The 23,164-nt window shown below is 67.0% G+C and carries 20 protein-coding genes and 2 pseudogenes; 14 read left to right on the top strand and 8 right to left on the bottom strand.

The annotated features are described in order from the left end of the window. The 5 genes and pseudogenes from NQJ30_RS02720 to NQJ30_RS02700 all read left to right on the top strand — a co-directional run. Positions 1-140 (top strand): annotated as a pseudogene (locus NQJ30_RS02720) (sirohydrochlorin chelatase); the annotation flags it as partial. 154 nt (positions 141-294) lie between these two features. Then, positions 295-2,040 carry a nitrite/sulfite reductase gene (locus tag NQJ30_RS02715; protein WP_255768189.1) on the top strand — a complete coding sequence of 582 codons (1,746 nt, stop codon included), beginning with the start codon at positions 295-297 and terminating at the stop codon, positions 2,038-2,040. Further along, positions 2,004-2,747, top strand: a complete 744-nt coding sequence (locus NQJ30_RS02710; RefSeq protein ID WP_255768187.1) for a phosphoadenylyl-sulfate reductase — start codon at positions 2,004-2,006, stop codon at positions 2,745-2,747. Before NQJ30_RS02715 ends, NQJ30_RS02710 begins: the two co-directional genes overlap by 37 nt. Next, a complete protein-coding gene (gene cysD / locus NQJ30_RS02705; protein ID WP_255768185.1) occupies positions 2,744-3,688 on the top strand; it encodes a sulfate adenylyltransferase subunit CysD in 945 nt (314 codons plus the stop codon). Before NQJ30_RS02710 ends, cysD begins: the two co-directional genes overlap by 4 nt. After that, on the top strand, positions 3,688-5,124 hold the full coding sequence (locus NQJ30_RS02700) for a sulfate adenylyltransferase subunit 1 (protein ID WP_255768184.1): 1,437 nt from the start codon (positions 3,688-3,690) through the stop codon (positions 5,122-5,124). The genes cysD and NQJ30_RS02700 overlap by 1 nt, the downstream gene beginning before the upstream one ends. Before the next feature lie 101 nt (positions 5,125-5,225). On the opposite strand, the pseudogene NQJ30_RS19100 reads toward NQJ30_RS02700, so the two are convergent. Beyond that, positions 5,226-5,662 (bottom strand): annotated as a pseudogene (locus tag NQJ30_RS19100) (SRPBCC family protein). A gap of 117 nt (positions 5,663-5,779) precedes the next feature. Between NQJ30_RS19100 and NQJ30_RS02685 the strand changes: the two are divergent. The 6 genes from NQJ30_RS02685 to NQJ30_RS02660 all read left to right on the top strand — a co-directional run bounded on the left by NQJ30_RS02685 (position 5,780) and on the right by NQJ30_RS02660 (position 12,928). Then, on the top strand, positions 5,780-6,946 hold the full coding sequence (locus NQJ30_RS02685; RefSeq protein WP_255768181.1) for an RtcB family protein: 1,167 nt from the start codon (positions 5,780-5,782) through the stop codon (positions 6,944-6,946). A gap of 131 nt (positions 6,947-7,077) precedes the next feature. Continuing rightward, the gene (locus NQJ30_RS02680) at positions 7,078-8,214 is read left to right on the top strand and encodes an ABC transporter substrate-binding protein (RefSeq protein ID WP_255768199.1); all 1,137 of its coding nucleotides are present in this window, start codon (positions 7,078-7,080) and stop codon (positions 8,212-8,214) included. Positions 8,215-8,258: 44 nt separating this feature from the next. Beyond that, positions 8,259-8,984, top strand: coding sequence for an ABC transporter ATP-binding protein (locus tag NQJ30_RS02675; protein ID WP_255768180.1), 726 nt, complete (start codon positions 8,259-8,261; stop codon positions 8,982-8,984). Then, positions 8,974-9,918, top strand: a complete 945-nt coding sequence (locus NQJ30_RS02670; protein ID WP_255768179.1) for an ABC transporter permease — start codon at positions 8,974-8,976, stop codon at positions 9,916-9,918. The genes NQJ30_RS02675 and NQJ30_RS02670 overlap by 11 nt, the downstream gene beginning before the upstream one ends. 193 nt (positions 9,919-10,111) lie before the next feature. Continuing rightward, positions 10,112-11,374, top strand: a complete 1,263-nt coding sequence (cobA, locus tag NQJ30_RS02665) for a uroporphyrinogen-III C-methyltransferase (protein ID WP_255768178.1) — start codon at positions 10,112-10,114, stop codon at positions 11,372-11,374. Between the two features lie 87 nt (positions 11,375-11,461). Beyond that, a complete protein-coding gene (locus tag NQJ30_RS02660) occupies positions 11,462-12,928 on the top strand; it encodes an FAD-dependent oxidoreductase (protein WP_255768177.1) in 1,467 nt (488 codons plus the stop codon). 135 nt (positions 12,929-13,063) lie between these two features. Here NQJ30_RS02660 and NQJ30_RS02655 read toward each other — a convergent pair whose 3' ends face one another. The 4 genes from NQJ30_RS02655 to NQJ30_RS02640 form a co-directional block, all read right to left on the bottom strand. Beyond that, positions 13,064-13,813: a polysaccharide deacetylase family protein gene (locus tag NQJ30_RS02655; RefSeq protein WP_255768176.1), complete on the bottom strand. Its 750-nt coding sequence runs from the start codon at positions 13,811-13,813 to the stop codon at positions 13,064-13,066. A 185-nt stretch (positions 13,814-13,998) separates the two neighbouring features. Then, a complete protein-coding gene (locus tag NQJ30_RS02650; protein ID WP_255768175.1) occupies positions 13,999-14,439 on the bottom strand; it encodes an SRPBCC family protein in 441 nt (146 codons plus the stop codon). Positions 14,440-14,470: 31 nt separating this feature from the next. After that, positions 14,471-15,298 (bottom strand): DUF1206 domain-containing protein, encoded by an 828-nt coding sequence (locus NQJ30_RS02645; RefSeq protein ID WP_255768174.1) that lies wholly within the window; start codon positions 15,296-15,298, stop codon positions 14,471-14,473. A 3-nt stretch (positions 15,299-15,301) separates the two neighbouring features. Next, a complete protein-coding gene (locus NQJ30_RS02640; protein ID WP_255768173.1) occupies positions 15,302-15,589 on the bottom strand; it encodes a hypothetical protein in 288 nt (95 codons plus the stop codon). 148 nt (positions 15,590-15,737) lie between these two features. On the opposite strand from NQJ30_RS02640, the gene NQJ30_RS02635 reads away from it, so the two are divergent. Beyond that, positions 15,738-16,274 carry a hypothetical protein gene (locus tag NQJ30_RS02635; RefSeq protein WP_255768172.1) on the top strand — a complete coding sequence of 179 codons (537 nt, stop codon included), beginning with the start codon at positions 15,738-15,740 and terminating at the stop codon, positions 16,272-16,274. Between the two features lie 146 nt (positions 16,275-16,420). Here NQJ30_RS02635 and NQJ30_RS02630 read toward each other — a convergent pair whose 3' ends face one another. Next, positions 16,421-17,101: a FadR/GntR family transcriptional regulator gene (locus NQJ30_RS02630; RefSeq protein ID WP_255768171.1), complete on the bottom strand. Its 681-nt coding sequence runs from the start codon at positions 17,099-17,101 to the stop codon at positions 16,421-16,423. 6 nt (positions 17,102-17,107) lie between these two features. Next, positions 17,108-18,328, bottom strand: coding sequence for an MFS transporter (locus tag NQJ30_RS02625; protein ID WP_255768170.1), 1,221 nt, complete (start codon positions 18,326-18,328; stop codon positions 17,108-17,110). 132 nt (positions 18,329-18,460) lie between these two features. Between NQJ30_RS02625 and NQJ30_RS02620 the strand changes: the two genes are divergently transcribed. Further along, the gene (locus NQJ30_RS02620; RefSeq protein WP_255768169.1) at positions 18,461-20,098 is read left to right on the top strand and encodes a CYTH and CHAD domain-containing protein; all 1,638 of its coding nucleotides are present in this window, start codon (positions 18,461-18,463) and stop codon (positions 20,096-20,098) included. Positions 20,099-20,151: 53 nt separating this feature from the next. Here NQJ30_RS02620 and NQJ30_RS02615 read toward each other — a convergent pair whose 3' ends face one another. Then, a complete protein-coding gene (locus NQJ30_RS02615) occupies positions 20,152-21,585 on the bottom strand; it encodes a PucR family transcriptional regulator (protein WP_255768168.1) in 1,434 nt (477 codons plus the stop codon). 144 nt (positions 21,586-21,729) lie between these two features. Between NQJ30_RS02615 and NQJ30_RS02610 the strand changes: the two genes are divergently transcribed. Beyond that, positions 21,730-23,160: a gamma-aminobutyraldehyde dehydrogenase gene (locus tag NQJ30_RS02610; protein ID WP_255768167.1), complete on the top strand. Its 1,431-nt coding sequence runs from the start codon at positions 21,730-21,732 to the stop codon at positions 23,158-23,160. Positions 23,161-23,164: the final 4 nt, after the last annotated feature.

The raw sequence follows: 23,164 nt of genomic DNA, 5'->3' as shown, positions 1-23,164 counted from the left end.
ACCTCCTTGCGCCCGGCTTTTTCCACGACCAGCTCGCCAAAGCCGGCGCGGACCTCGTGACGGAACCACTGCTGCCGTCGGAAGTGCTCGCCGAAATTGCGCTCGAAAGGTTCGACGCCGCCGTCGTACGCGGTCAGTAACGGCACCCGGGTGCCCCGCAGGCAAGATCGCGGCAGATCACAGGTGCCGGGCTTCTTCAAGGCTTTCCGGCGGTTCGTGACGAAATGTTTCCCTAGGTGACTCAGGGTTTCCCGACCCTTTGTGACGCAATTCTGCGGCCCCTACAGTCGATGCATGACTGATACAGCTCTAGCCGGAGCGTCCGCGGACCCCGCAGCCGCCACGCGTCCCGCGCGCACCAACCGCCCCGCCGCAAAGCCGCACGGGCAGTGGAAAGTGGACGGCAAAACCCCGCTGAACGCCAACGAAACCTGGAAGCAGGAAGACGACGGCCTGAACGTCCGCGAGCGTATCGAGACCATCTACGCCAGGGACGGCTTCGACGCCATCCCGAGCCAGGACCTGCACGGCCGGTTCCGCTGGTGGGGCCTGTACACGCAGCGCAAGCCCGGGATCGACGGCGGCAAGACCGCAACACTCGAGCCGCACGAGCTCGAAGACAAGTACTTTATGCTGCGTGTGAGGATCGACGGCGGCGCGCTCACCACCGAGCAGCTGCGCGTCATCGGCCAGATTTCCGTGGACTTTGCCCGGGACTCGGCCGACCTCACCGACCGCCAGAACATCCAGCTGCACTGGATCCGGGTGGAGGACATCCCTGAGATCTGGCGCCGGCTCGAGGGTGTTGGCCTGTCCACCACCGAGGCCTGCGGCGACGTCCCGCGTGTCATCCTGGGTTCGCCGGTGGCCGGCATCGCCAAGGACGAGATCATCGACCCCACCCCGCTGATCGAGGAGCTGGGGGAGCGGTTCATCGGCAACCCGCTGCTGTCCAACCTGCCCCGCAAATACAAGACCGCCATCACCGGCCACCCCAGCCAGGACGTGGTCCACGAGATCAACGACTTCGCCCTCGTGGGTGTCCGCCACCCGGAGCTGGGCATCGGCTACGACCTCTGGGCCGGCGGCGCGCTGTCCACCAACCCGATGCTGGGCAAGCGCCTGGGCGCGTTTGTTCGTCCGGAGCAGGCCGCGGATGTGTGGCTCGGTGTGACGAGCATCTTCCGCGACTACGGTTACCGCCGCATGCGCACCAAGGCCCGCCTGAAGTTCCTGATGGCCGACTGGGGTCCGGCGAAGTTCCGCCAGATCCTCGAGGACGAATACCTGGGCTACAAGCTGGCAGACGGTCCCGCCGCGCCGAAGCCCACCACCCCCGGCGACCACATCGGCGTGCACGAGCAGAAGGACGGCAAGTTCTTCATCGGCGCCACCCCGCTGGCCGGCCGGCTCTCCGGCTCCCAGCTGGTCAAGCTCGCGGACACCCTCGAAGCCGCCGGTTCGTACCGCCTGCGCACCACCCCGCACCAGAAACTGGTGGTGCTGGACGTTGCCAAGGACCAGGTTGAGCCGCTGGTGGCTGAGCTGGACGCCCTGGGCCTGTCTGCCCGCCCGTCCGTGTTCCGCCGCGGCACCATCGCCTGCACCGGCATCGAATACTGCAAGCTGGCCATCGTGGAAACCAAGGTCACCGCAGCCACCGCCGTGGCCGAGCTGGAACGCCGACTGGCGGACCTCACGGAGTCCGGCGACCTGCCGCACGCACTGTCCCTCCACATCAACGGCTGCCCCAACTCCTGCGCCCGCATCCAGACCGCGGACATCGGGCTCAAGGGCATGATGCTGCCAACGCCCGACGGCGATCCCTCCCCGGGATTCCAGGTCCACCTGGGCGGCGGGCTGGCTTCGTCCGACCGCGAAGAAGCAGGCCTGGGCCGGACCGTCCGCGGCCTCAAGGTCTACGTCGAGGACCTGCCCGACTACGTGGAGCGCGTGGTCCGCACCTTTGTTGCCCAGCGTGCCGAAGGCCAGACCTTCGCCGAATGGGCCCACGCAGCAGACGAGGAGGCACTCCAGTGACAACAGCACTTCGTTCCAAAGAGGAGCTCAAGGCCCTCGCCGAGGCCGGCGCCGCCGAGCTTGGCTGGGACGCCCCCGCCCGCGACGTCATCGCCTGGGTGGAACGGAACTTCGACCTGCCCGCCGTCGCCGTCGCCTGTTCCATGGCCGACGCCGTCCTGCCCGCCCTGGTCGCGGACCAGATGCCCGGCGTCGACGTGCTGTTCCTCGAGACCGGCTACCACTTCCCGGAAACCTACGCCACGCGTGACGAAGTGGCCGCGAACCTCCGCGTCAACGTGGTGGACGTGCTCCCCGAGAACACCGTGGAACAGCAGGACCGGCTCCTGGGCAAGGACCTCTTTGCCCGCGACGCCGCCCAGTGCTGCGCCCTCCGCAAAGTGGCCCCGCTGCAGCGCACCCTCGCCGGCTACGAACTCTGGTTCACCGGCGTCCGCCGCGATGAGGCCCCCACCCGCACCAACACCCCGCTGGTCACCTGGGATGAAAAGAACGGCCTGGTCAAGGTCAACCCGGTGGCCGCCTGGACGTTCGACCAGCTGGTCCAGTACTCCGACGACAACCTCCTGCCCGTCAACCCGCTGCTTTCCCAGGGTTACCCCTCCATTGGCTGCCAGCCCTGCACCCGCAAGGTAGCGCCCGGCGATGACCCCCGTGCCGGCCGCTGGGCAGGTTCCGACAAGACAGAATGCGGACTACACGTATGAGCACTTCACTTACCGAGGAGACCCAGGTGACCCAGGCCGACGTCTCAACCCGACTGAGCAGCCTGGACACCCTCGAGTCCGAAGCGATCCACATCATCCGCGAGGTGGTGGCCGAGTTCGAGAAGCCTGCGCTGCTGTTCTCCGGCGGCAAGGACTCCGTGGTGATGCTGCACCTGGCCACCAAGGCGTTCTGGCCCGGGAAGGTTCCGTTCCCCGTGCTGCACGTGGACACCGGCCACAACTTCCCCGAGGTCATCGAGTTCCGCGACCGGACGGTGGAACGGCTGGGCCTCAAGCTCGTCGTCGGGTCCGTCCAGGAGTTCATCGACCGCGGTGAGCTGACCGAACGCGCCGACGGTACCCGCAACCCGCTGCAGACCGTGCCGCTGCTGGACGCCATCCAACAGAACAAGTTCGACGCCGTCTTCGGCGGCGGCCGCCGCGACGAGGACAAGGCCCGCGCCAAGGAGCGCATCCTGAGCCTGCGCGACGAGTTTGGCCAGTGGGACCCGCGCAACCAGCGCCCCGAGCTGTGGAACCTCTACAACGGCCGCCACACCGTGGGCCAGCACGTCCGCGCGTTCCCCATCAGCAACTGGACCGAGCTGGACATCTGGCGCTACATCGAGCGCGAAAACATCGAGCTTCCGGGACTTTACTATGCCCACGACCGCGAAGTCTTCGCCCGCGACGGCATGTGGCGCGCAGTCGGCGAAGTTTCCCAGCCGCTGCCGCACGAGGAAGTCATCACCAAGACGGTCCGTTACCGCACCGTGGGCGACATGTCTTGCACCGGCGCCGTCGAATCGGCCGCCGCCACCGTGAGCGACGTTGTGATCGAAGTTGCCGCCTCCACCATCACCGAACGTGGCGCCACCCGTGCAGATGACCGCATCTCCGAGGCCGCCATGGAAGACCGCAAGAAGGACGGGTACTTCTAATGAGCACCGAAACTTTGCCCGTCGCAGGGCTCGAGTCAGCCCTGCCCACCACGCTCTTCCGGTTCGCCACCGCGGGATCGGTCGACGACGGCAAGTCCACTTTGGTGGGCCGCCTCCTGCACGATTCCAAGGCAATCCTCGCCGACCAGCTCGACGCCGTTGCCCGCACCTCAGCCGACCGCGGCTTTGGTGGCGCCGGGGCCACGGGCACTAAAGCGATCGACCTGGCCCTGCTGACCGACGGCCTGCGCGCCGAGCGGGAACAGGGCATCACCATCGATGTCGCCTACCGCTACTTCGCCACCGACCGCCGCAGCTTCATCCTGGCCGACTGCCCCGGGCACGTTCAGTACACCAAAAACACGGTGACCGGCGCGTCCACGGCGGATGCCGTCGTCGTACTCATTGACGCCCGCAAGGGTGTGCTCGAACAGACCCGCCGGCACCTCTCGGTGCTGCAGCTGCTGCGTGTGGCCCATGTGATTGTGGCGGTCAACAAGATCGACCTGGTGGACTTCAGCGAGTCGGTGTTCCGCGAGATCCAGGCGGACGTGCAGCAGGTGGCCCGCGAACTGGGCATCGGCTCCGCTGAGCTGGGCACCGCTGACCACATCGACGACCTGCTGGTCATCCCCGTGTCCGCCCTCGACGGCGACAACGTGGTGGACCGCTCCGAGCGCACCCCCTGGTACGACGGCCCGGCCCTGCTCGAGGTGCTTGAGACGCTGCCGGCCGCGGACGAGATCGACACCCAGCTGGAGAGCTTCCGCTTTCCGGTGCAGCTGGTCATCCGGCCGCAGGGTGCGCTGGCTCCCGACGCCGTTGCCGCCGGCCTGGACGTTGAGGCCTACCGTGATTACCGCGCGTACGCTGGCCAGATCACCGAGGGTTCCGTAAAGGTGGGGGACAAGGTTTCCGTTCTGACTCCGGGCCAGGATCCGCGCACGACGACGGTGATTGGGATCGATTTCGCAGGAGAGTCCCTGCGGGAAGCCTTCGCCCCGCAGTCCGTGGCGCTCCGGCTGGCCGACGAGTTCGACGTCGCCCGCGGTGACACCATCGCCGCTACCGGCACGGTCCGCGAATCCTCAGCCGACCTGTACGCGGCACTGTGCTGGCTGTCGCCCAAGCCGCTCCGCGAAGGCGCCAAGGTGCTGGTCAAGCACGGTACGCGCACGGTCCAAGCCCTGGTCCGCAACGTCAGCGGCAAGCTGGACCTGGCCACCTTCAAGCTTGAAGGCGCCTCCAGCCTGGAACTCAACGACATCGGCCACGCGCAGCTCCGGCTTGCCGCGCCGCTGCCGCTGGAGAACTACCTGCACCACCGCCGGACCGGCGCGTTCCTGGTGATCGACCCGCAGGACGGCAACACGCTGGCCGCCGGCCTGGTCAAGGACCACCCGGGCGACCACGAGGACGAGCGCTACTTCATCTAAGCCCCGCCGAATTCGCCGGTAACCTGCCGGATCGCCGTCCCGACCCTGTGTGTCAGGCGAACCCGCAGCGTTCCGGCGATTTCGCGTTTCCGGGGGCCGGCTTACTGCTGCGTTTCGAGGATCGACTTGAGCTTCTGCAGGTCCCTGCGGGTTTCCCGGCGGATCATCGGCGCCATGAACAACCCTGCCAGCCGCGAGAAACCCGAGGGTCTCCCGGTGTTGCCGAGGCTCATGCGGGTGCCGCCGTCGTCGTCCGTCCACGTGTAGGTGGTCTGCATGGGGAACGGACCCTGCGCTGTCCGCATCACCAGCTTCTGCCCGGGGCGTACTCTACGAATTCGTAGGTGTAGTGCAGCTCCCGGCCCATGAACCGGGCAATGAAGGCCACCTTCGAACCGACAGCGACCGGCCCGGGCGTCAGCCGCTGTGCCCGGTGGATGTTCCGGTACCAGGTGGGTGCGTTGTCCGGGTTCGACGCGTACTCCGCCACCTCCTCGCGCGGCCGGCGAATGAGGATGTCGGTCTGGACGTTGACCATGGATGTGTCTCCTTGCTGGTGGCCGGTCCTTGCAGGCGGCCGGTCGCGGCGGGTTACCGGGGGCGGGGGTAGCCTAGGAACACGTTAGTCCGCATTCAAGGACCCGGTGACTAGAGCATGGAAACGATCAGCCCGAAGCTCATCAACTGGGCCTCGATCCTGGACGAAAAAACCCGTGCGCAGGCCATCGCCACGTCCACGCTGCCGTTCATCTACCCGCACCTGGCCCTGATGCCGGACGCACATCTTGGCAAGGGCGCAACGGTAGGTTCGGTGATCCCCACCCTGCACGCCATCATCCCGGCGGCCGTGGGAGTGGACATCGGCTGCGGAATGATCGCCGTCCGGACCCAGTACTCCGTGGCCGACCTGCCCCATGACCGGAAACGGCTGCGCGAGGACATCGAACACGTCATCCCGCTGTCCGCCGGCCATAATAACCGGACGGTCAAAGCCAGCGCGGAACCCCGGATCGCCGAACTCAAAAAGCTCGCAGCCAAGGCGGGGTTCAATCCTGCCCAGTACGTCGAGAAGTGGGAGCTGCAGCTGGGCTCCCTGGGCTCGGGCAACCACTTCATCGAGGTTTCCGCGGACGAATCCGACGCCGTCTGGCTCTTTCTGCACTCCGGCTCACGCGGCGTGGGCAACAAGATCGCCCAGCATCACATCGGCGTCGCCCAGCAGGTAAACCGGAAGCGCGGCACCAGGCTGCCGGACCCGGATCTGGCATACCTCGAGGAAGGCACGTCCGAGTTCGCGCGGTACATCGCCGAGCTGCGGTGGGCCCAGCGTTTCGCCCTGCTGAACCGCGAGGAAATGATGGACCGCGTCCTGACCCAGTTCAGCCGTTGGGTGGGCGGGCCGGTCAAAGAGCGCGAACGGATCAACTGCCACCACAACTTCACCCGGCAGGAAACGCACTACGGGAAGTCCGTGTGGGTGTCCCGCAAGGGCGCCATCAAAGCCGAGCGCGGCGATCCCGGACTGATTCCCGGATCCATGGGGACGGCGTCGTACGTGGTTGAAGGCCTGGGCAATCCCGCCTCCCTCAATTCCTCCCCGCACGGCGCCGGCCGCGAGTACTCAAGGACCGCGGCGCGCAAAACGTTCACGCTGGCAGAGCTGAAGACGGCCATGCAGGGCATCGAGTTCCGGGCCACGGAGGCGTTCATCGACGAGATCCCGGCAGCCTACAAACCCATCGACCAGGTGATGCACGACGCCGCGGACCTCGTCAAGGTGCGTCACAAACTGCGCCAGCTAATCAACGTCAAGGGCGACTGAGCTGGCCGCTTTTGAATCCGTGCGGTGCGGAATATGACGCCGCGTGAACGCGCGTGACCCCCCGTTTCTGCTTCATTGAATGGGTTTAGGCCACTCCCTATGGTGAAACAATGACAAGTTCCAAGCCGGGGATGATCCGCATCGTGGCAGGCGAAAGCGCCGTACCCCGGCGCAAGCGTGCCATCGAAGCCGCCTTGGCAATCGGGCTCGTTGTGCTCATCGCGTTGGGCGCCGTGGTTGCCTCCAATATTTCCCGCGACGCGTCCGCGCAGGCCGCGCCGGAGCCCACGCCCGCGGCCGAGTTGAAGCTTGGCTACTTCGGGAACGTGACGCATGCTCCCGCGTTGGTGGGTGTCGGCCAGGGTTTCCTTGCCGAGGAACTGGGTGAGACGAAGCTGAGCACGCAGGTCTTTAATGCCGGGCCGGCCGCGATCGAGGCCTTGAACGCCGGGGCCATTGACGCCACCTATATCGGGCCGAATCCGGCGATCAACTCGTTCGTCAAGAGCGGCGGGGAGTCGGTGAGCATCATTGCGGGCGCCGCTGCGGGCGGGGCGCAGCTGGTGGTGCGCCCCGGGATTTCGTCGGCGGCGGACCTGTTGGGCAAGACCGTTGCCTCGCCGCAGCTGGGCGGGACGCAGGACGTGGCGCTGCGTGCGTGGCTGTCCTCCCAGGGTTTCAAGACGAACGTGGACGGCAGCGGCGACGTTGCCATCAATCCGACGGAGAATGCGCAGACGCTGAAGCTGTTCCAGGACGGAAAGCTCGACGGCGCGTGGTTGCCGGAGCCGTGGGCGTCCCGTTTGGTGCTGACCGCCGGGGCGAAGGTCCTGGTGGATGAAAAGGACCTGTGGGACGGGTCGCTCTCGGGAAAGCCGGGCGAGTTCCCCACCACCATCCTGATCGTGAACAAGAAGTTCGCCGCCGAACACCCGGACACCGTGCAGGCCCTCCTGCGCGGCCACGTGAAGTCCGTCGACTGGCTGAACAACGCCGCGGCCGGCGAGAAAGCCACCGTCATCAACAACGCACTGCAGGAATCAGCCGGCGCAGCACTCCCTGCCGACGTCCTGGACCGCTCGCTGCAGAATGTCATCTTCACCGTGGACCCGCTCGCCGCCACGTATCCGAAACTCCTCAAGGACGGGGCCGACGCCGGCACCACCAAACAGGCGGACATCCACGGGCTGTTTGACCTCCGCGCCCTGAACGCCGTCACCGGCACCGTCGGCCAACGGATCTCCGCCGCTGACCTTGGCCGGGACTGACCCCGCGCTGCCCACCGCATCACCACTTAACGAAGGACGGGACCATGCCAGTCGTACTGGAACAGCTGGGCAAGCGCTTCGGCGACGGCGCCCCGGTACTGGAGGATGTCAACGCCAACATCGGATCCGGTGAGTTCGTCGCCCTCCTCGGTGCGTCCGGCTGCGGCAAGTCCACCCTTCTGAACATCATCGCGGGACTGGAGGCTCCGACGTCGGGCGCCCTCGAAGTACCCAGTGACGGCGCGGCTTTTATGTTCCAGGATGCCGCCCTCTTCCCGTGGCTGACCGCGCGGGAGAACATTGAGCTGGCCCTGAAGCTGCGTGGTGTGGGCAAGGCGGAACGCCGGGCCAAAGCCGACGAACTCCTCGACCTGGTGCACCTCGGCGGCGCGGGGGATAAGCGCCCGCACGAACTGTCCGGCGGGATGCGCCAGCGCGTGTCCCTCGCCCGGGCCCTGTCGCAGGACCGGCAACTGCTCCTGATGGACGAGCCGTTTGCCGCGCTCGACGCCATCACCCGCGACCTGCTCCACGACGAACTGGAACGGATCTGGAAAGAAACCGGCCGCACCATTGTCTTTGTGACGCACAACGTCCGCGAGGCCGTGCGGCTGGGCCAGCGCGTCCTGCTGCTCTCCTCGCGCCCCGGCCGGGTGGTCCAGGAATGGGCTGTCACCGAGGAACACCGAACCGACGCCGGCCTCGCCGGACAGCTGACCGGGGTCATCACCTCCCGGCTCCGTGAGGAGATTCGCCGCCATGCCAAGTAACCCCACGCCCCTCGCCGAGGCCCCGTCCGAACCGGAAACGCACAAGGTCCACGCCGCCCTCACCCGCACGTCCACCGGGACAGCGGACCTGCGCGAACTTGAATCCGGGCTGGACTCGCTGCAGTCCGACGCCGCCCGCAAGCACCGGATCGACTGGAGCCGGGTGCTCCTTCCAGTGGCAGCCCTGGCCGTCCTCCTCCTGATCTGGCAGTTCTACGTCTCACTCGGCCTGAAACGGCGCGACCAGGTCCCCGGCCCGCTGGACGTCCTGGGGCAGCTCGGCGTCCTCTGGGGCGACGCGAAACTGCAGGAAGCCGTCTGGACCTCGCTGGAACGAGGAGTTGTCGGGTTCCTCATTTCCGTTGCCATCGCCACCCCGGTGGGACTGCTGCTCGCCCAGGTTGCTCCGCTGCGCCGCGCGTTCGGACCGTTGATTTCCGGCCTGCAGGTCCTGCCTTCCGTGGCCTGGGTGCCTGCCGCGATCATCTGGTTCGGCCTGACAGACGCCACCGTGTACTTCGTGGTGTTTATGGGCGCCATCCCGTCGATCATCAACGGGCTCATTTCCGGCGTGGACCAGATCCCGCCACAGTACCGCCGGGTGGGCAAAGTCCTGGGCGCCTCGCGGTTTCAGCTGGCCATCCAGATCATCCTGCCCGCGGCCCTGCCGGGCTACCTCGGTGGCCTGAAACAGGGCTGGGCCTTCTCGTGGCGCTCCCTTATGGCCGCGGAAATCATCGCCGTGGGCGGGACCATCGGCTTTGGCCTTGGCTCCATGCTGAACCAGGGCCGCGACCTGTCCGACATGACCATTGTGATGGCCGCGATCCTGCTGATCCTGGCCGTCGGCATCCTGATCGAGCTGCTGGTGTTCGCCCCGATCGAGAAGCGCCTCCTCCGCAGCCGCGGCCTCCTCGCCGGTAGCACCCGCTAACTATCCCTCCCACGCGGGGTCAGATCCTGCTCAATAATCATCGATTATTGGGCCGGATCTGACCCCGCGTTGTTTGCAAACCGGGCCCTGTGACACGGAATCGCCCCTGCCGTATGTGACGCGGCGTTACCTTACGTGAACTGGTGTTTCCGCGGCCGTTGGTAGTGGTACAGCGCGGCCCTACCGTTGATCCATGGCAATTCAGGATATTTACCCCACCGCGCTGCGGCTGCTCGGCCGCCCCGTGCTGGTGGTGGGCGGCGGCCGTGTGGCTGCCCGCCGCGCCAAGGGACTGCTCGACGCCGGTGCGCAGGTTACCGTCGTCGCCCCCGTTGCCTGCCCCGCGCTGACGGAACTGGCCGACGCCGGCCTCCTCACCTGGGAGCCGCGCCCTTACCGCCCGGAAGACGTCGACGGCGTCTGGTTCGTTCAGACGGCAACCGGCGTTTCCGCTGTGGATACCCAGGTGGCGGGCGACGCCGAGGCGCAGCGGGTTTGGTGCGTCAACGCCTCCGACCATGAAGCTTCTGCCGCATGGACACCCGCCGTCGCCGTGGTTGATGACGTGCACATCGCCGTGAACGCCGGGGGAGACCCGCGCCGCGCCATGGCCCTGCGCAACGCCGTGGCCACCGCGCTGGAAACCGGCGACCTCCCGCTGCGCCGCCGCCGGGCCCACCGCGGCTCCGTAGCCCTCGTTGGCGGCGGACCGGGCGATACCGGACTCATCACTGTCCGCGGCCGCCGGCTCCTGGGCCAGGCCGACGTCGTGGTCGCGGACCGCCTCGGCCCCCGCGAACTACTTAACGAACTTGCCCCGGACGTCCGCGTCATCGAGGTCGGCAAGACCCCCGGCCACCACCCCGTGCCCCAGGCCGAGATCAACCGGATCCTCGTCGACGAAGCGCAGCAGGGCCACCGCGTGGTCCGACTCAAGGGCGGCGACCCCTACGTCCTGGGCCGCGGCGGCGAGGAAGCTGAGTATTGCCGGCAGCACGGCGTCGAGGTTGAAGTGGTCTCCGGCGTCACCTCGGCGATTTCGGTTCCCGCCGCCGCCGGCATCCCCGTCACCCACCGCGGCCTGGCCAAGGGCTTCAGCGTGGTGACCGGCCACGAGGAACTGTCCGAGGTCCCCGCCCGCCCTGACCACACTGTGGTGTTGCTCATGGGAGTGGGTCAATTGCGCGAGTCCGCGTCCGCTCTGGGCAAAGCCGGCCTTCCCGCCGGCACCCCGGTTGGTATTGTTGAAAACGGCTATTTGCCGAATCAGCGCGTGACCATCGGCACGCTCGGGTCCATCGCTGACCAGGCAGAGGCCGCCGGCGTCGCCAATCCTGCGGTGATCGTGATCGGTGACGTTGTCCGCGTCAGCCCGTTCGCGCCGTCGCACTTCAAGACCGCCGATTACAGCACCACCACCCCGAACCAGCCCCGCAAGACCGTCCTCACCACCTGAAATCCATCCATTGCTCCTTAACCGCCGTTATGAGCCTTCAAAACGGCAGTTACCCAGCAATCGATGCAGAACAAAAGGAACACAGCCGTGTCATCAAGCACCTCCGTAGGATCTGCCGAGCGTCCGCTGCGCGTCGCCGTCGTGGGCTCCGGCCCGGCCGGCGTCTACGCCGCGGACATCCTCACCAAGAGCGAAGCCGTCAAGAGCGGCGAGCTGACCGTGAGCATCGACCTTTTCGACCGCTACCCGGCACCCTACGGCCTGATCCGCTACGGCGTGGCCCCGGACCACCCCCGCATCAAGGGCATCGTCAACGCCCTGCACAAGGTCCTGGACCGCGGCGACATCCGCTTCTTCGGCAACGTGGAGTACGGCACGGACCTCAGCATCGAGGACCTCCGCACCCACTACGACGCCGTCATCTTCGCCACCGGCGCCATCAAGGACGCGGACCTGAACATCCCCGGCATCGAGCTGGACGGCTCCTTCGGCGGCGCCGACTTCGTTTCCTGGTACGACGGCCACCCGGACGTCTCCCGCGAATGGCCGCTCGAGGCCAAGGAAATTGCCGTGATCGGCAACGGCAACGTGGCCCTGGACGTGGCCCGTGTCCTGTCCAAGCACGCCGATGACCTGCTCGTCTCTGAAATCCCGGACAACGTCTACGCCGGCCTGAAGAACTCGCCCGTCACGGACGTCCACGTCTTCGGCCGCCGCGGTCCCGCCCAGGTGAAGTTCACCCCGCTGGAGCTGCGCGAGCTCTCCCACTCCAAGGACGTGGACATCATCCTCTACGCCGAGGACTTCGAGTTCGACGAGGAATCGGACCGCCAGATCCAGAGCAACAACCAGACCAAGACCATGGTGGGCACCCTCACCAACTGGATCGCGGAGCAGCCCGAGGACCTTTCCGAGCTCACCGCCTCCCGCCGCCTGCACCTGCACTTCCTGCACAGCCCGGTGGAGATTCACGATTCCCCGGAAACCCCGGGCAAGGTGGCCGGCATCAAGTTCGAGCGCACCGAGCTGGACGGCACCGGCAACGCCCGCGGCACCGGCGAGTTCGTGGACTACCCGGTCCAGGCCGTGTACCGCGCCATCGGTTACTTCGGTTCCGCCCTGCCGGAGATCGAATTCGACCACAAGAAGGGCGTTGTACCGAACGACGGCGGCCGCGTCCTGGATGCCTCCGGCACCCACGTGCCGGGCATCTACGCTACCGGCTGGATCAAGCGCGGACCCGTCGGCCTGATCGGCCACACCAAGGGCGACGCCCTCGAGACCGTGACTTACTTGCTGGAAGACCGCGAAAACCTGCCCGTCGCGCAAGCACCCGGGGAAGACGCCGTCGTCGAACTTCTCGACTCCCGCGGCGTAAAGTTCACGAGCTGGGAGGGCTGGCTGGCGCTGGACGCCCACGAACTCGCCCTTGGGGCGGCAGCCACGGAGGCCGGCGGATCGCACGGTGTTGATGTCAAGCGCGAGCGAATCAAGGTGGTGCCGCGCGAGGACATGGTGGCCATCTCCCGTGACGGAGTCACCGCCGCGGTCTAACTGGCCCGGAGTATTAGCGCGGTGTAATTAGCGCGCTCCACCCGGAAACGAACACAGCAACGAAACGAACACAGCAACGCGGGACCATTGGAATGGTCCCGCGTTGTGTGTTTCGGGGCTTGGTTTCAGCCTGGTTCAGGAACCCGCAGGCACCACAACGCCGAAGGAGCCCTCGTTGAGCGCGCTGGCCGTTGCGGAGGGGGCAACCACACCGAAGTCGTAGCCCTTGGCCCGCAGCGCGTCGATGGTGCTCGCCAGGTAGTTCCACTGCGACGCAGGGCAGGACAGGACGTCGTTACCGTCGTGGAGCAGAATGATCGCGCCGGGCGCTGCCTCGTCCGTCACATACTTCTGGACGCCCGCCGCACCGGGGCACTCAAAGTCGCCCGGCTGGCCAACGTGCCAGCGCCATTGAATGCCGCCGCTCATGCCGATGCTCTTGAGGTAGCTCAGGGAGTAAGGGGTGCTGTTCCCGAACGGGAAGCGCATCAACTGCGGCGCCGTACCCGTGATGGTCTTGATCGCGGCGCTGGTGCGGTCAATTTCCTGCTTCTGATTCGCCTGGGTGATGTCGGGGAAGTTGGCATGATCCCACGAGTGGTTGCCGATGACGTGCCCCTCGGCCTCGATCCGGCGGACAAGATCGGGGTACTGCTGGGCGTGGGAGCCCTGAAGGAAGAACGTCGCATGGACGCCTTTCTGCTTCAGGACGTCGAGGACGAATGCGGTTCGCTCGGGCGAAGGGCCGTCGTCGAAGGTCAGGCCGATCAGCGGTTTGTCCGCGGCCTGGGCCGCCACGGCCGGTCCGCCGGCCAGCAAGGCCAGGACCAGGCTCAGGGCAGCCAGGGCCATGATGGCAATCTTGCTCTTTTTCACAGTGCTCATCTTCCCTTCCATGGGGTGTAACCGTGTTAGAAGAGCACCATAAGGCGGCGCCGGGGCACTGTAAACACCTAATCGGTACCCAAGGATCCGCGGTGATTAGGGGGTGATGGACGGCACCCGGACCACAGTGGGGGCGCCGAGCATCAGATCTTCTGGTCTGCCAGGCACCACATGCAAACCTGCGTCTAACGCCCGGCTCCTCCCGCGGCCATCAGCTCGAGCCGTTTGAGCGTCTCCTCATTCCGCGGGCCGATCAGCGCGTCACGTACCGCCTTGGGCACCAGCTTGCCGGGTCCGCGGATGGCGTCCTCGGCCATGGTGACCCGGCATTGTGTGCCCAGGTCCTCGAGGGTGATCACCACCTTTGCTTCGCCGAGGGGCCACCCGCGTGCCACAAGTTCCAGCGAGCGGGAAGGCTCGACGGCGGTCACGTGGCTGGTGTCGTTAATCAACAGCGGCCAAGCGCCGACGGAGTGGTGCAGCGTGGAGCCGGTTTCGGGCCAGTGGGCGTCAACGGCCCGGATCCTTGACGCACCAACCACCCAGCCGGAATAGAGCCACCCGTTGGCGATCACCTTCCAGACATCATCGGCGGGGGAGCCAAATACGCGGGAAATGGTGGACATAGCTTTCCTTCCTTTCGTTGCTGAAGCGCGTTTACATCCGGCCGAACCGGGCACGGACCAGTGCGAACAACCCGTAGCAGATGAAGCCGACACCGATTGCGACGAGCAGGTACGGGCCAAACGGATGGTCCCGGAGCGCCTTCAGGCTCCCGTCCAGCCCGGTGGACTCTTCGGGGCTGTGCTTCGCGGCCGCGATGACGAAGAGCAGCCCGGCGAGGTTAAGGGCAATGCCCTTAGCCACGTGCCCGGCGATGCCCAGAGAATCGATGAGCCTGCCGCGGCGGGTACCGTCAAAGTGAAAGAGCTCCTGCTTGAAGCCCCGCCGCAGTCCCTTCACGATGAAGTAGACGCCCACCCCCATGATGGTCAGGCCGAGGGCCACCATTACGGGCAGCCCGAACGGGGCGTTCAGCAGGGCGGTACTGAAATCGCGTGTGGTGTCGCCGGAATCTCCACGTCGGCCGACGGCAAACCCGGCGAAGCTGAGCCCCACGCTGCCGTACGCAGCGGCCAGGAAGCCGGAGGACGCCAGCTTTCCGAGCCGCTCCTTGCGGGGCAGGTGCCGGGCTCGGACCGTGGCTTCACTCAACTGCCACAGCGCCAGGCCGGTGCAGGCAACCACGCAGGTCCAGAGTATGGCGGGTCCCCACGGGTTGGCGGCCAGCTGCTCGATGGCCCCGGTGGCTTCCGCTTGGCCCGGCTGCCCGAAGGCCAGGGCGATGGCAATGGCACCAACAATGATGTGGAGTAAGGCCATCACGGCGAATCCCGAGCGCGCCACAACGTCAAGCGCCTTGGTGTCGGACGCTTCCTCGACGGCGTCTGCCGCCTCGCTGACGCTCGAATCCCCATCTGCCATGGCTTAGCCGTTCATGGGCCCCTCTGCGTGCAGTTTGCCGGCACCGGGGCCTTCAACGTGCACAGTGCACCGGACCACGAGCTTCCCCGGCGCGTGATCCAACTCCACCAGGCTGTCATGGGCACTCAGCGAGGTAAAGACTTCCGAGCCGGCCACCACGGTGACGCCCCGGGCCTTCGCGGTCGCCGTGGCATTGTCCAGGGCTTCCCGCTCGAGGCCCGACATGTAGCCACCGTCGTTTTCACGTGATGGGTCGCCGAACGCCCAGCCGAACAAAGTCCCTGTTTCCATGGCCTCGATATTACGCGTACCGGCTGCTGGGAACGGGGTTTCGTAATATTACTAAGTGTGCTTACCATGGCGTTGGCTACCCTCAGGGGTTTAGTAAAGGCCGCACAAGCGGCAGCACAGAACCAGTCCAACGTGAGGAATACACATCATGGCAGGAAATCTTTTGGCCCGCTCCGTTCATGACCTGACAGCCGCTGCATGGTTCGGCGGTTCACTCATGGGTGCCGTTGGGTTGAACGGGGCGGCCGCGGAAGCCAAGGACCCGGCCGAACGGACCCGTCTCTCCAGTGCAGGCTGGATGAGGTGGGCCCCGCTCCAGACGGCGGCGTTCGCCTCGCACCTGCTGGCCGATCTCGCCATCGCTTGGGAGAACAAGGGCCGCATCGCCAAGCAGGACGGCGTTGCACGGGACACCGTGATCAAGACGGCGGTGACGGTGGCAGGCGCCGCCGTGACCCTGTACGCGGGCATCCTCGGCAAGAAGGTGGACCGGCTCGCGGACCAGGGCGCCGAGGGTGCCACCGAGCCCAGGGCAGGGGCCTCCGAGGAGCTGAAGTCGTCACAGCAGCAGCTCAAGATGCTGCAGTGGGCCATTCCCGGCTTCGCTGCCGCGGTGATCATCCTCGGTGCCAAGCACGGCGAAATGCAGCGGCCCAAGAATGTCCTCACAGGCCTTCGGTCCTGACGGGAGCCGTGAGCGCCTAAGCGGGACGAGGGCAAAAGCAGGAAACGCGCGACGGCGGCCCGGCACTTGGGTGCCGGGCCGCCGTCGTGCGCGTCCAGGGGGTGCGCGCGGCGACCGAGTTGGGAGGCCGCGCAGGCCACGCAGGTCTAAGCCCGAAGCCATTCCGCGCAGGAGTCCAGGTTCTGGCTGACGCTGGCCACTGCGGCCGCCGCGTCGTGGGCCTCGATGGCATCAACCAGGGCGCCGTGGCCCTCGTTCGTAAGGCCGTCAAGGCGCCCCTTGCGCTGCTGCTTAAGCAGGTCCTGATGGAAGACGTCACCGAAACTGACGTACAGCTCGTGCAGCAGCGGGTTCCCCGAGGCCTGGGCCACGCGGGCATGGAACGCCCAATCCGCCCGGGCCCACCCCTCAAAGTCGGCGGCATGCCAGGCGGCCTCACGGGTGGCGAGCACGGCACGCAGGGCAGCGACGTCGTCGGCCGTTGCATTCTTTGCAGCGAGCCTGGCGGCCTGTGTGTCCAGCCCGAGCCGCACCTCGAGGATGTGTTCGTCCGTATGGTCCTGGTACATGCGCCGGGCGGCGCCCGAGATTTCGCTGACGGCGCGCACATAGGTGCCGTCGCCACGGCGGACCTCCAGCATCCCGCTGTGCGCCAGGGCCTTGACAGCCTCGCGGAGCGTGCCGCGGGAAACGCCGAGACCGGCCATCAGTTCCGTTTCCGACGGGATGCGCTGCTGCAGCTGCCACTCGCCCGAATGGATCATCTCGCGGAGCTTGGCCGTGACTTCGTCGGCGAGGGGCTGGCGGTGCGACGTGCTCAGGGTCATGGGGTCCTACCTTGTCCGGCGGGTGATCGGGGTGCGCGAGATCAGGTGGGCCACCACAACCTGGACCACCGCGAGGCCCAGCAGCAGCGCCACGGGCAGGGTCCAGCTGCCGGTCACGCCGTACAGCAGGCCGGTGCCGAACGGGCCCGCCGTCGCGAGCAGATAGCCGGTCGATTGCGCCAGCGTGGACAGTGCCGTGGTCTCGGCGGTGCTTGTCCCGCTGCGGCTGATCATCACCATGACCAACGGGAAGATGCCCAGCCCGAACCCCAGCAGGACGGCGGAAATGACCATTAGGCCCACCGGCAGGACCAGCAGCGACGCCAGACCCGCCGCCATGACGATGCTGACCAGATACAGCGCGGGCCTGAGCATGCGCGGCCGCGAGCCGATGGCAATGATCAGCATGCCGGCCGGCACGGAGACCAGCTGCAGCAGCCCGTACAGCAGGCCGCTGTCCGCCGCGGCCACGCCCATGGTGATCAGCATTGAGGGGAACCAGCTGATGAGCGAATAGGCCAGCAGCGCCTGCAGCGTGAAGATCGCGGTAAGCAGCTGGCCCTTGCGGGTGCGGAGCAGGGGCCATGGCGAAATGTGGGTGGTTGTGGCGCGGACCCTGTGCCGATGCGTGTGCAGCACGATGGGCAGGAAGCCCAGGAAGGCCGCCACCGCCAGGAACCCGATGGCACCCACCGAGGAGGACGGCGAGCCCAGGGCGTGCGCCATCGGGATGACCGCGACCGCAGTGACAGTGGCGCCGGTGGTCATGGCTACGGTGTAGAGCATGGTCATCAGTGACGTGCGGTGGGCAAAGTGCTCGCGAATGAAGGCGGGCATGGCCACATTGCAGACCGCCAGGCCGGACATCCCGATCACCGTGCCCGCGAGCAGCATGCCTGTTGCGGGGATCCCGCGCAGCAGCAGCCCGCCGGCCAGGAATGCCAGGGCAAGCAGGATGGCCTTCTCCACGCCCAGCCGGCCGGTCAGCCACGACGTTGCCGCTCCGGCCAGCGCAAAGCACAGCGTGGGTATGGACGGAATGACGGCCGCCAGCAGCGGCCCGTAGCCCAGGACCTGCTGAAGATCGTGCAGGAGTGCGGACGCGCCGGAGATCCCCGCCCGCAGGTTCAGCCCGATGAGCACCAGCGCCAGGACACCGAGCACGACGGCGGAGCGCGGCTTGGGCGGGGCGGCGGACGGTGCGGACAGGGCAGGCGGAGCAGTCATCTCTTTAGGTTAGACGTTAGACGTTTGATGTCTGCGCTTCTGTGGTGAATCTCTCCGAGTGTTAACGTTCCGGGCATAGACTCTGCCCTGCAGGGCCATGCGGCCCGAGCGAAGCTGGAAGGACGGCAGATCATGGCTTCCCACGAAGTTGAGGTCGAAAAGAAGTACGACGTCGGCGCTGATGCGGGGGTGCCGGACCTCACCGCAGTCGCCGGAGTCGCCCGGGTGGGGGAGCCGCGCGTCGACCACCTCGAAGCGGTGTATTTCGACACCGAGGATTCGGCGCTCGCCGTCCGCGGGATCACCCTCCGCCGCCGCACCGGCGGCAGCGACGCCGGGTGGCACGCGAAGCTGCCCCTGCGCAAAGGTGACGGGCCCGAAGACGCGGAACCGGGACCTTCAGAACCGGGGTCCTCAGAACCCCGGCGGCGCCGCGAGCTTCGGGCGCCCCTGGGCCAGCCCGGCGTCGTACCTGACAGCCTGCTGGCTCATGTGCTGGCCTACCTCCGCGGCAATGATCCGTTGCCCACTGTCCGGCTGGAAACGCAGCGGACCACCTACCCGCTCTACGGTGACGACGGCGTGCACCTCGCGGACCTGGCCGATGACCGCGTGACCGCACAGATCCTGAAGAGCAGCGGCCCGGTGGACGAGGATGCCGGCACCCAGGAATGGCGCGAATGGGAACTGGAACTGGTGCACGGAACCCCGGACCTGTTTCCTGCCGCCGAGGAAGTCCTCACGGGGGCCGGGGCGCGCCCTGCGGAACACGGATCCAAGCTGGCAAAGGCCCTGCGGGGAGGCGGCGGCACATCCCCGGGCCCCGAGTCCCACGCCGCCAAGGTCCAGCGCCCCGCACCCGGCCCGGCTCCTGAACCGCCGGGCAAAAAAGGGCCGGTCTCGGACCTCCTGCTCAGTTACCTGGCCGCGCAGATCGACGAAATCCTGGGCAACGATCCGGGGGTGCGGCTGGAGGAACCGGAGGCCGTGCATGACCTGCGCTCGGCCACCCGCCGGGCCCGGTCGGCGCTCTCGGCTTATCGGCGGTTCTACAGCGCAGGCACGGTGCGGCGGCTTCGGGACGAGCTGAAGTGGCTCGGCGGGATGCTGGGAGCGCCGCGCGACGCCGACGTGATGCTGGACCGGCTGCGCACACACGTGGCCGAGTTGCCGCCGGGGCCGGCGTCGAAGGCGGCGGCGGACAGGCTGGAGGAAGACCTCGGCAACACCCTGGACACCGCGTACCGGAAACTCCAAAAGACGCTGCTGTCGGAGCGGTATTTCCGGCTCCTGGATGACCTTGAGGACTTCCGGGACCGGCCGCCAACACGGCCGGAGGGGGAAGCGCCGGCCCGGAAGACGGCCGGCAAAGTGGTAGGCAAGGAGGCTAAGAGACTGCGGCGCGCCGCCCGGAACGCCAAGAGCGCCCGCGGCGGAGCCGACCATGAGGAAGCCCTGCACCAGGTCCGCAAGGATGCCAAACGGCTGCGGCACGTGGCGGAATCCATCACGCCCGTCCACGGCAAGCGCGCCGGGAAAGTTGCCAAGGCAGCCCACCTGCAGCAGCAGATCCTGGGCGATTTCCACGACAGCGTGGTGGCCCGTGACTTGCTGTCCATGATGGCCGCCACGCCGGAGCTCCCGGAGGATGTTGTGTCGGTTTACGTCACGCTCCACACCCGGCAGGTCCAGCTGGCGGCCGATGCCGAGGCCAGGTACTGGAAGGCGCGCCGGAAGTCCCGCAAAACCCTCCAACGCGGGGTCACTTAACGTCCTTCCGGGGCGGTTTATTGAGCGTGGGGTGACCCCGCGTTGGGAAAGAGTCAGCCCCGGCGGGCGCCGAGCCGGGCCACGGCCAGTGCGAGCCACAGCTGCACCCGGTCCGCAGTGAGCGCGGGATCGTAGCCGGTCAGTTCGGTGATCTGTCCCAGCCGGTAGCGGACGGTGTTCCGGTGCAGCGTCAGCGACTCGGCGACGGCGGCCACCGAGCCGTTGTGGTTCAGGTAGCTTTCCAGCGTGGTCATGAGTTCCGAACCGTGGGCGGCGTCGAACGCGCGCAGCGGGCTGAGCGATTCGTTGGCCATGTCCGCCAGGGGGACGTCCTCGCTGGCCAACAGGAGCGATGTCAGGCTGAGGCGTTCGGGCTCGTTGACCGGCAGTCCGTGGCTGGCTGCGTCGCGGGCCTCGAAGTAGCTCCAGCGCAGGCCGTTCGGCTTCGTGTACGCGCCCCCGATCCCGATCGTCGCGTGGATCCCCGCCTCGGCCAGGTGGGAGCTGAGCTGCCGGGCCAGCGCTGGTGCCGCGCCGCCGTCGTCGTGCACCACCACTGCCAGGTCCTGACCGACGACGGCGGCCACCGCGTTCTCGAGGACCTGCGGCACCGAGGTGTTCACCAGTGCCTTGTGATGGGCGGCCGACACGGCCAGCAGCACCACGTTCCGGCGGGTGCTGTTCACGCCGACGCCGGCCAGCCGGCGCTGCGCCTCGCTCGTCTCGAGGGCGCCGTGGATGACATCTTCCAGGACCTGGCCGCACAGGGCACGATGGGCCTGGCGCTGCTTGACCATGTTGTTCAGCTCCACGCTGATCAGGTTCTGGGCGTAGCCGATGATGCCTGAATCCTCGAAGGGCAGCCGGACCCACAACGTGCAGGCATCGCGGCGGCCGGTGGGGATCGGGTAGGAGGCCCAGGTCCGTGCGGAGGGAAGTTCGGTGGCACTGTTGTGCAGGAGGGCCGTGAACTGCGTGAGGGCGACGTCGGTGCGGAGCATGCCGCCCAGGTGCTTCAGGAGCTGGGTCAGGCCGCCGCCGGTCAGGAGGGCCCGGGCCAGGATCTGGTGGCCTGCGATGAGGCGCTCCAGCTTGGCGACGTGGTCCGCGGACTGTGCGTCCGCCACTAGTTTTCCGATGGCGATGAAGGGCGTTTCGTACGGGACCCGGACCACCGGAAGCCCCCAGCGGTTGGCCTCGGCGATGAGCGCCGGCGGAACATCCTCGTGCGTCAGCCCGGTGCCGAACCCGATACCCACCGCACCCGCGCGCTGGACCTGCCGAACGAACCGGCGCTGGTCCGGGGCGGAGCGCAGGCGCATCCCCGTGGTCAGGACCAGTTCCCCGCCGTTCAGGAACCGCTGCGGGTCCTCCAGTTCGGTGACCGCCACCCAGTTGATGTCGTGGTGCCAGGTGGTCTCCGCCAGCCCCGCCTTGGACAAATGCAGTGACTGCACACCGAGCAGCATCGCGAGGGAAATGGCCATTCCCCAAGAATAGACGCGCGCTGGGCGGGCGCACTAAACAATGGTCCGAACGGTGTGCAGGTGGCTATTTGCGTCCCCCGGGCGGGGGCATAGGCTCAGAGCAGCCGCAACAGCGCACCGTTCCCCTGAAAGAGGTTGTACATCGTGGTTCAGACCTTGAAGAACTTCATCAACGGCGAGTTTGTCACCCCGGCAGGCACCGCCCTGCTGGACATCGTCAATCCCACCAACGGCGAGGTGGTGGCGAAGGCGCCGGTTTCGGTGCAGTCGGACGTTGACGCCGCCATGACCGCCGCGAAGGATGCCTTCAAGAGCTGGAAGCAGGTCACCCCGAGCCAGCGCCAGCTGATGCTCCTCAGGCTCGCGGACGCCATCGAAGCCAACAGCGACGAACTCGTGGAGGCCCAGCACCGCAACACGGGCCAGGTGCGCTCGCTGATCGCGGCCGAGGAAGTGGCTGCCGGGGCTGACCAGCTGCGCTTCTTCGCCGGCGCTGCCCGCATTCTGGAAGGCAAGTCTGCCGGTGAATATTTCGAAGGCCACACCTCCTTCGTCCGCCGCGAGCCAATTGGGGTGGTGGCGCAGGTGGCGCCGTGGAACTACCCCTTCCTGATGGCCATCTGGAAGATCGGCCCGGCCCTCGCGGCCGGCAACACGGTGGTCCTCAAGCCTTCCGACACCACGCCCGAGTCCACGTTGGTGCTGGCCCGGCTGGCCGGCGGGATCCTGCCCGCCGGCGTCCTCAATGTGGTGCTGGGAACGGGCGCAACCGGCGCGCTGATGGTGGAGCACAGGGTCCCGGGCCTGGTGTCCATCACCGGTTCGGTCCGGGCCGGCATCGCCGTGGCGTCCGGCGCCGCGAAGGGGCTCAAGCGCGCGCACCTGGAGCTTGGCGGCAAGGCCCCGGCCATCGTGTTCAAGGACGCGGACATCAAAAAGAGCGCCGCCGCCATTGCCGAGTTTGCCTTCTTCAACGCCGGCCAGGACTGCACCGCCATCACGCGGGTGCTGGTGGAGGATTCAGTGCATGACGACGTCGTGGCCGCCATGGTGGAGCACACCAAAACCCTGCACACCGGGTCGCAGAACGACGAAGAGAACTACTTCGGCCCGCTGAACAACGTCAACCACTTCAACGCCGTCACCTCCGTGGTGGAGCACCTTCCGGAGAACTGCAGGATTGTCACCGGCGGCCACCGGGCGGGGGAGAAGGGCTTCTTCTTCGAACCGACCATCGTCACCGGCGCCAGGCAGACGGACGACATCGTGCAGAAGGAAACCTTCGGCCCGGTGATTACGGTGCAGAAGTTCACTACCGAGGCTGAGGCGCTCGAGATGGCGAACGACGTCGACTACGCGCTCGCCTCCAGCGTCTGGACCACCGATCACGGCACGGCGATGCGGATGAGCCGCGACCTGGACTTCGGCGCCGTGTGGATCAACACCCACATCCTGCTCACCGCCGAAATGCCCCACGGCGGCTTCAAACAGTCCGGTTACGGCAAGGACCTGTCCATGTACAGCGTGGAGGACTACACGCGCATCAAGCACGTCATGTCCGCTCTCGACTCTTAGGAAA

The sequence above is a fragment of the Pseudarthrobacter sulfonivorans genome (assembly GCF_024391045.1).
Lineage (GTDB): Bacteria > Actinomycetota > Actinomycetes > Actinomycetales > Micrococcaceae > Arthrobacter > Arthrobacter sulfonivorans_B.
Note: the sequence above shows the minus strand (reverse complement) of the source record. Positions and strands in the feature narration are given on the sequence as shown.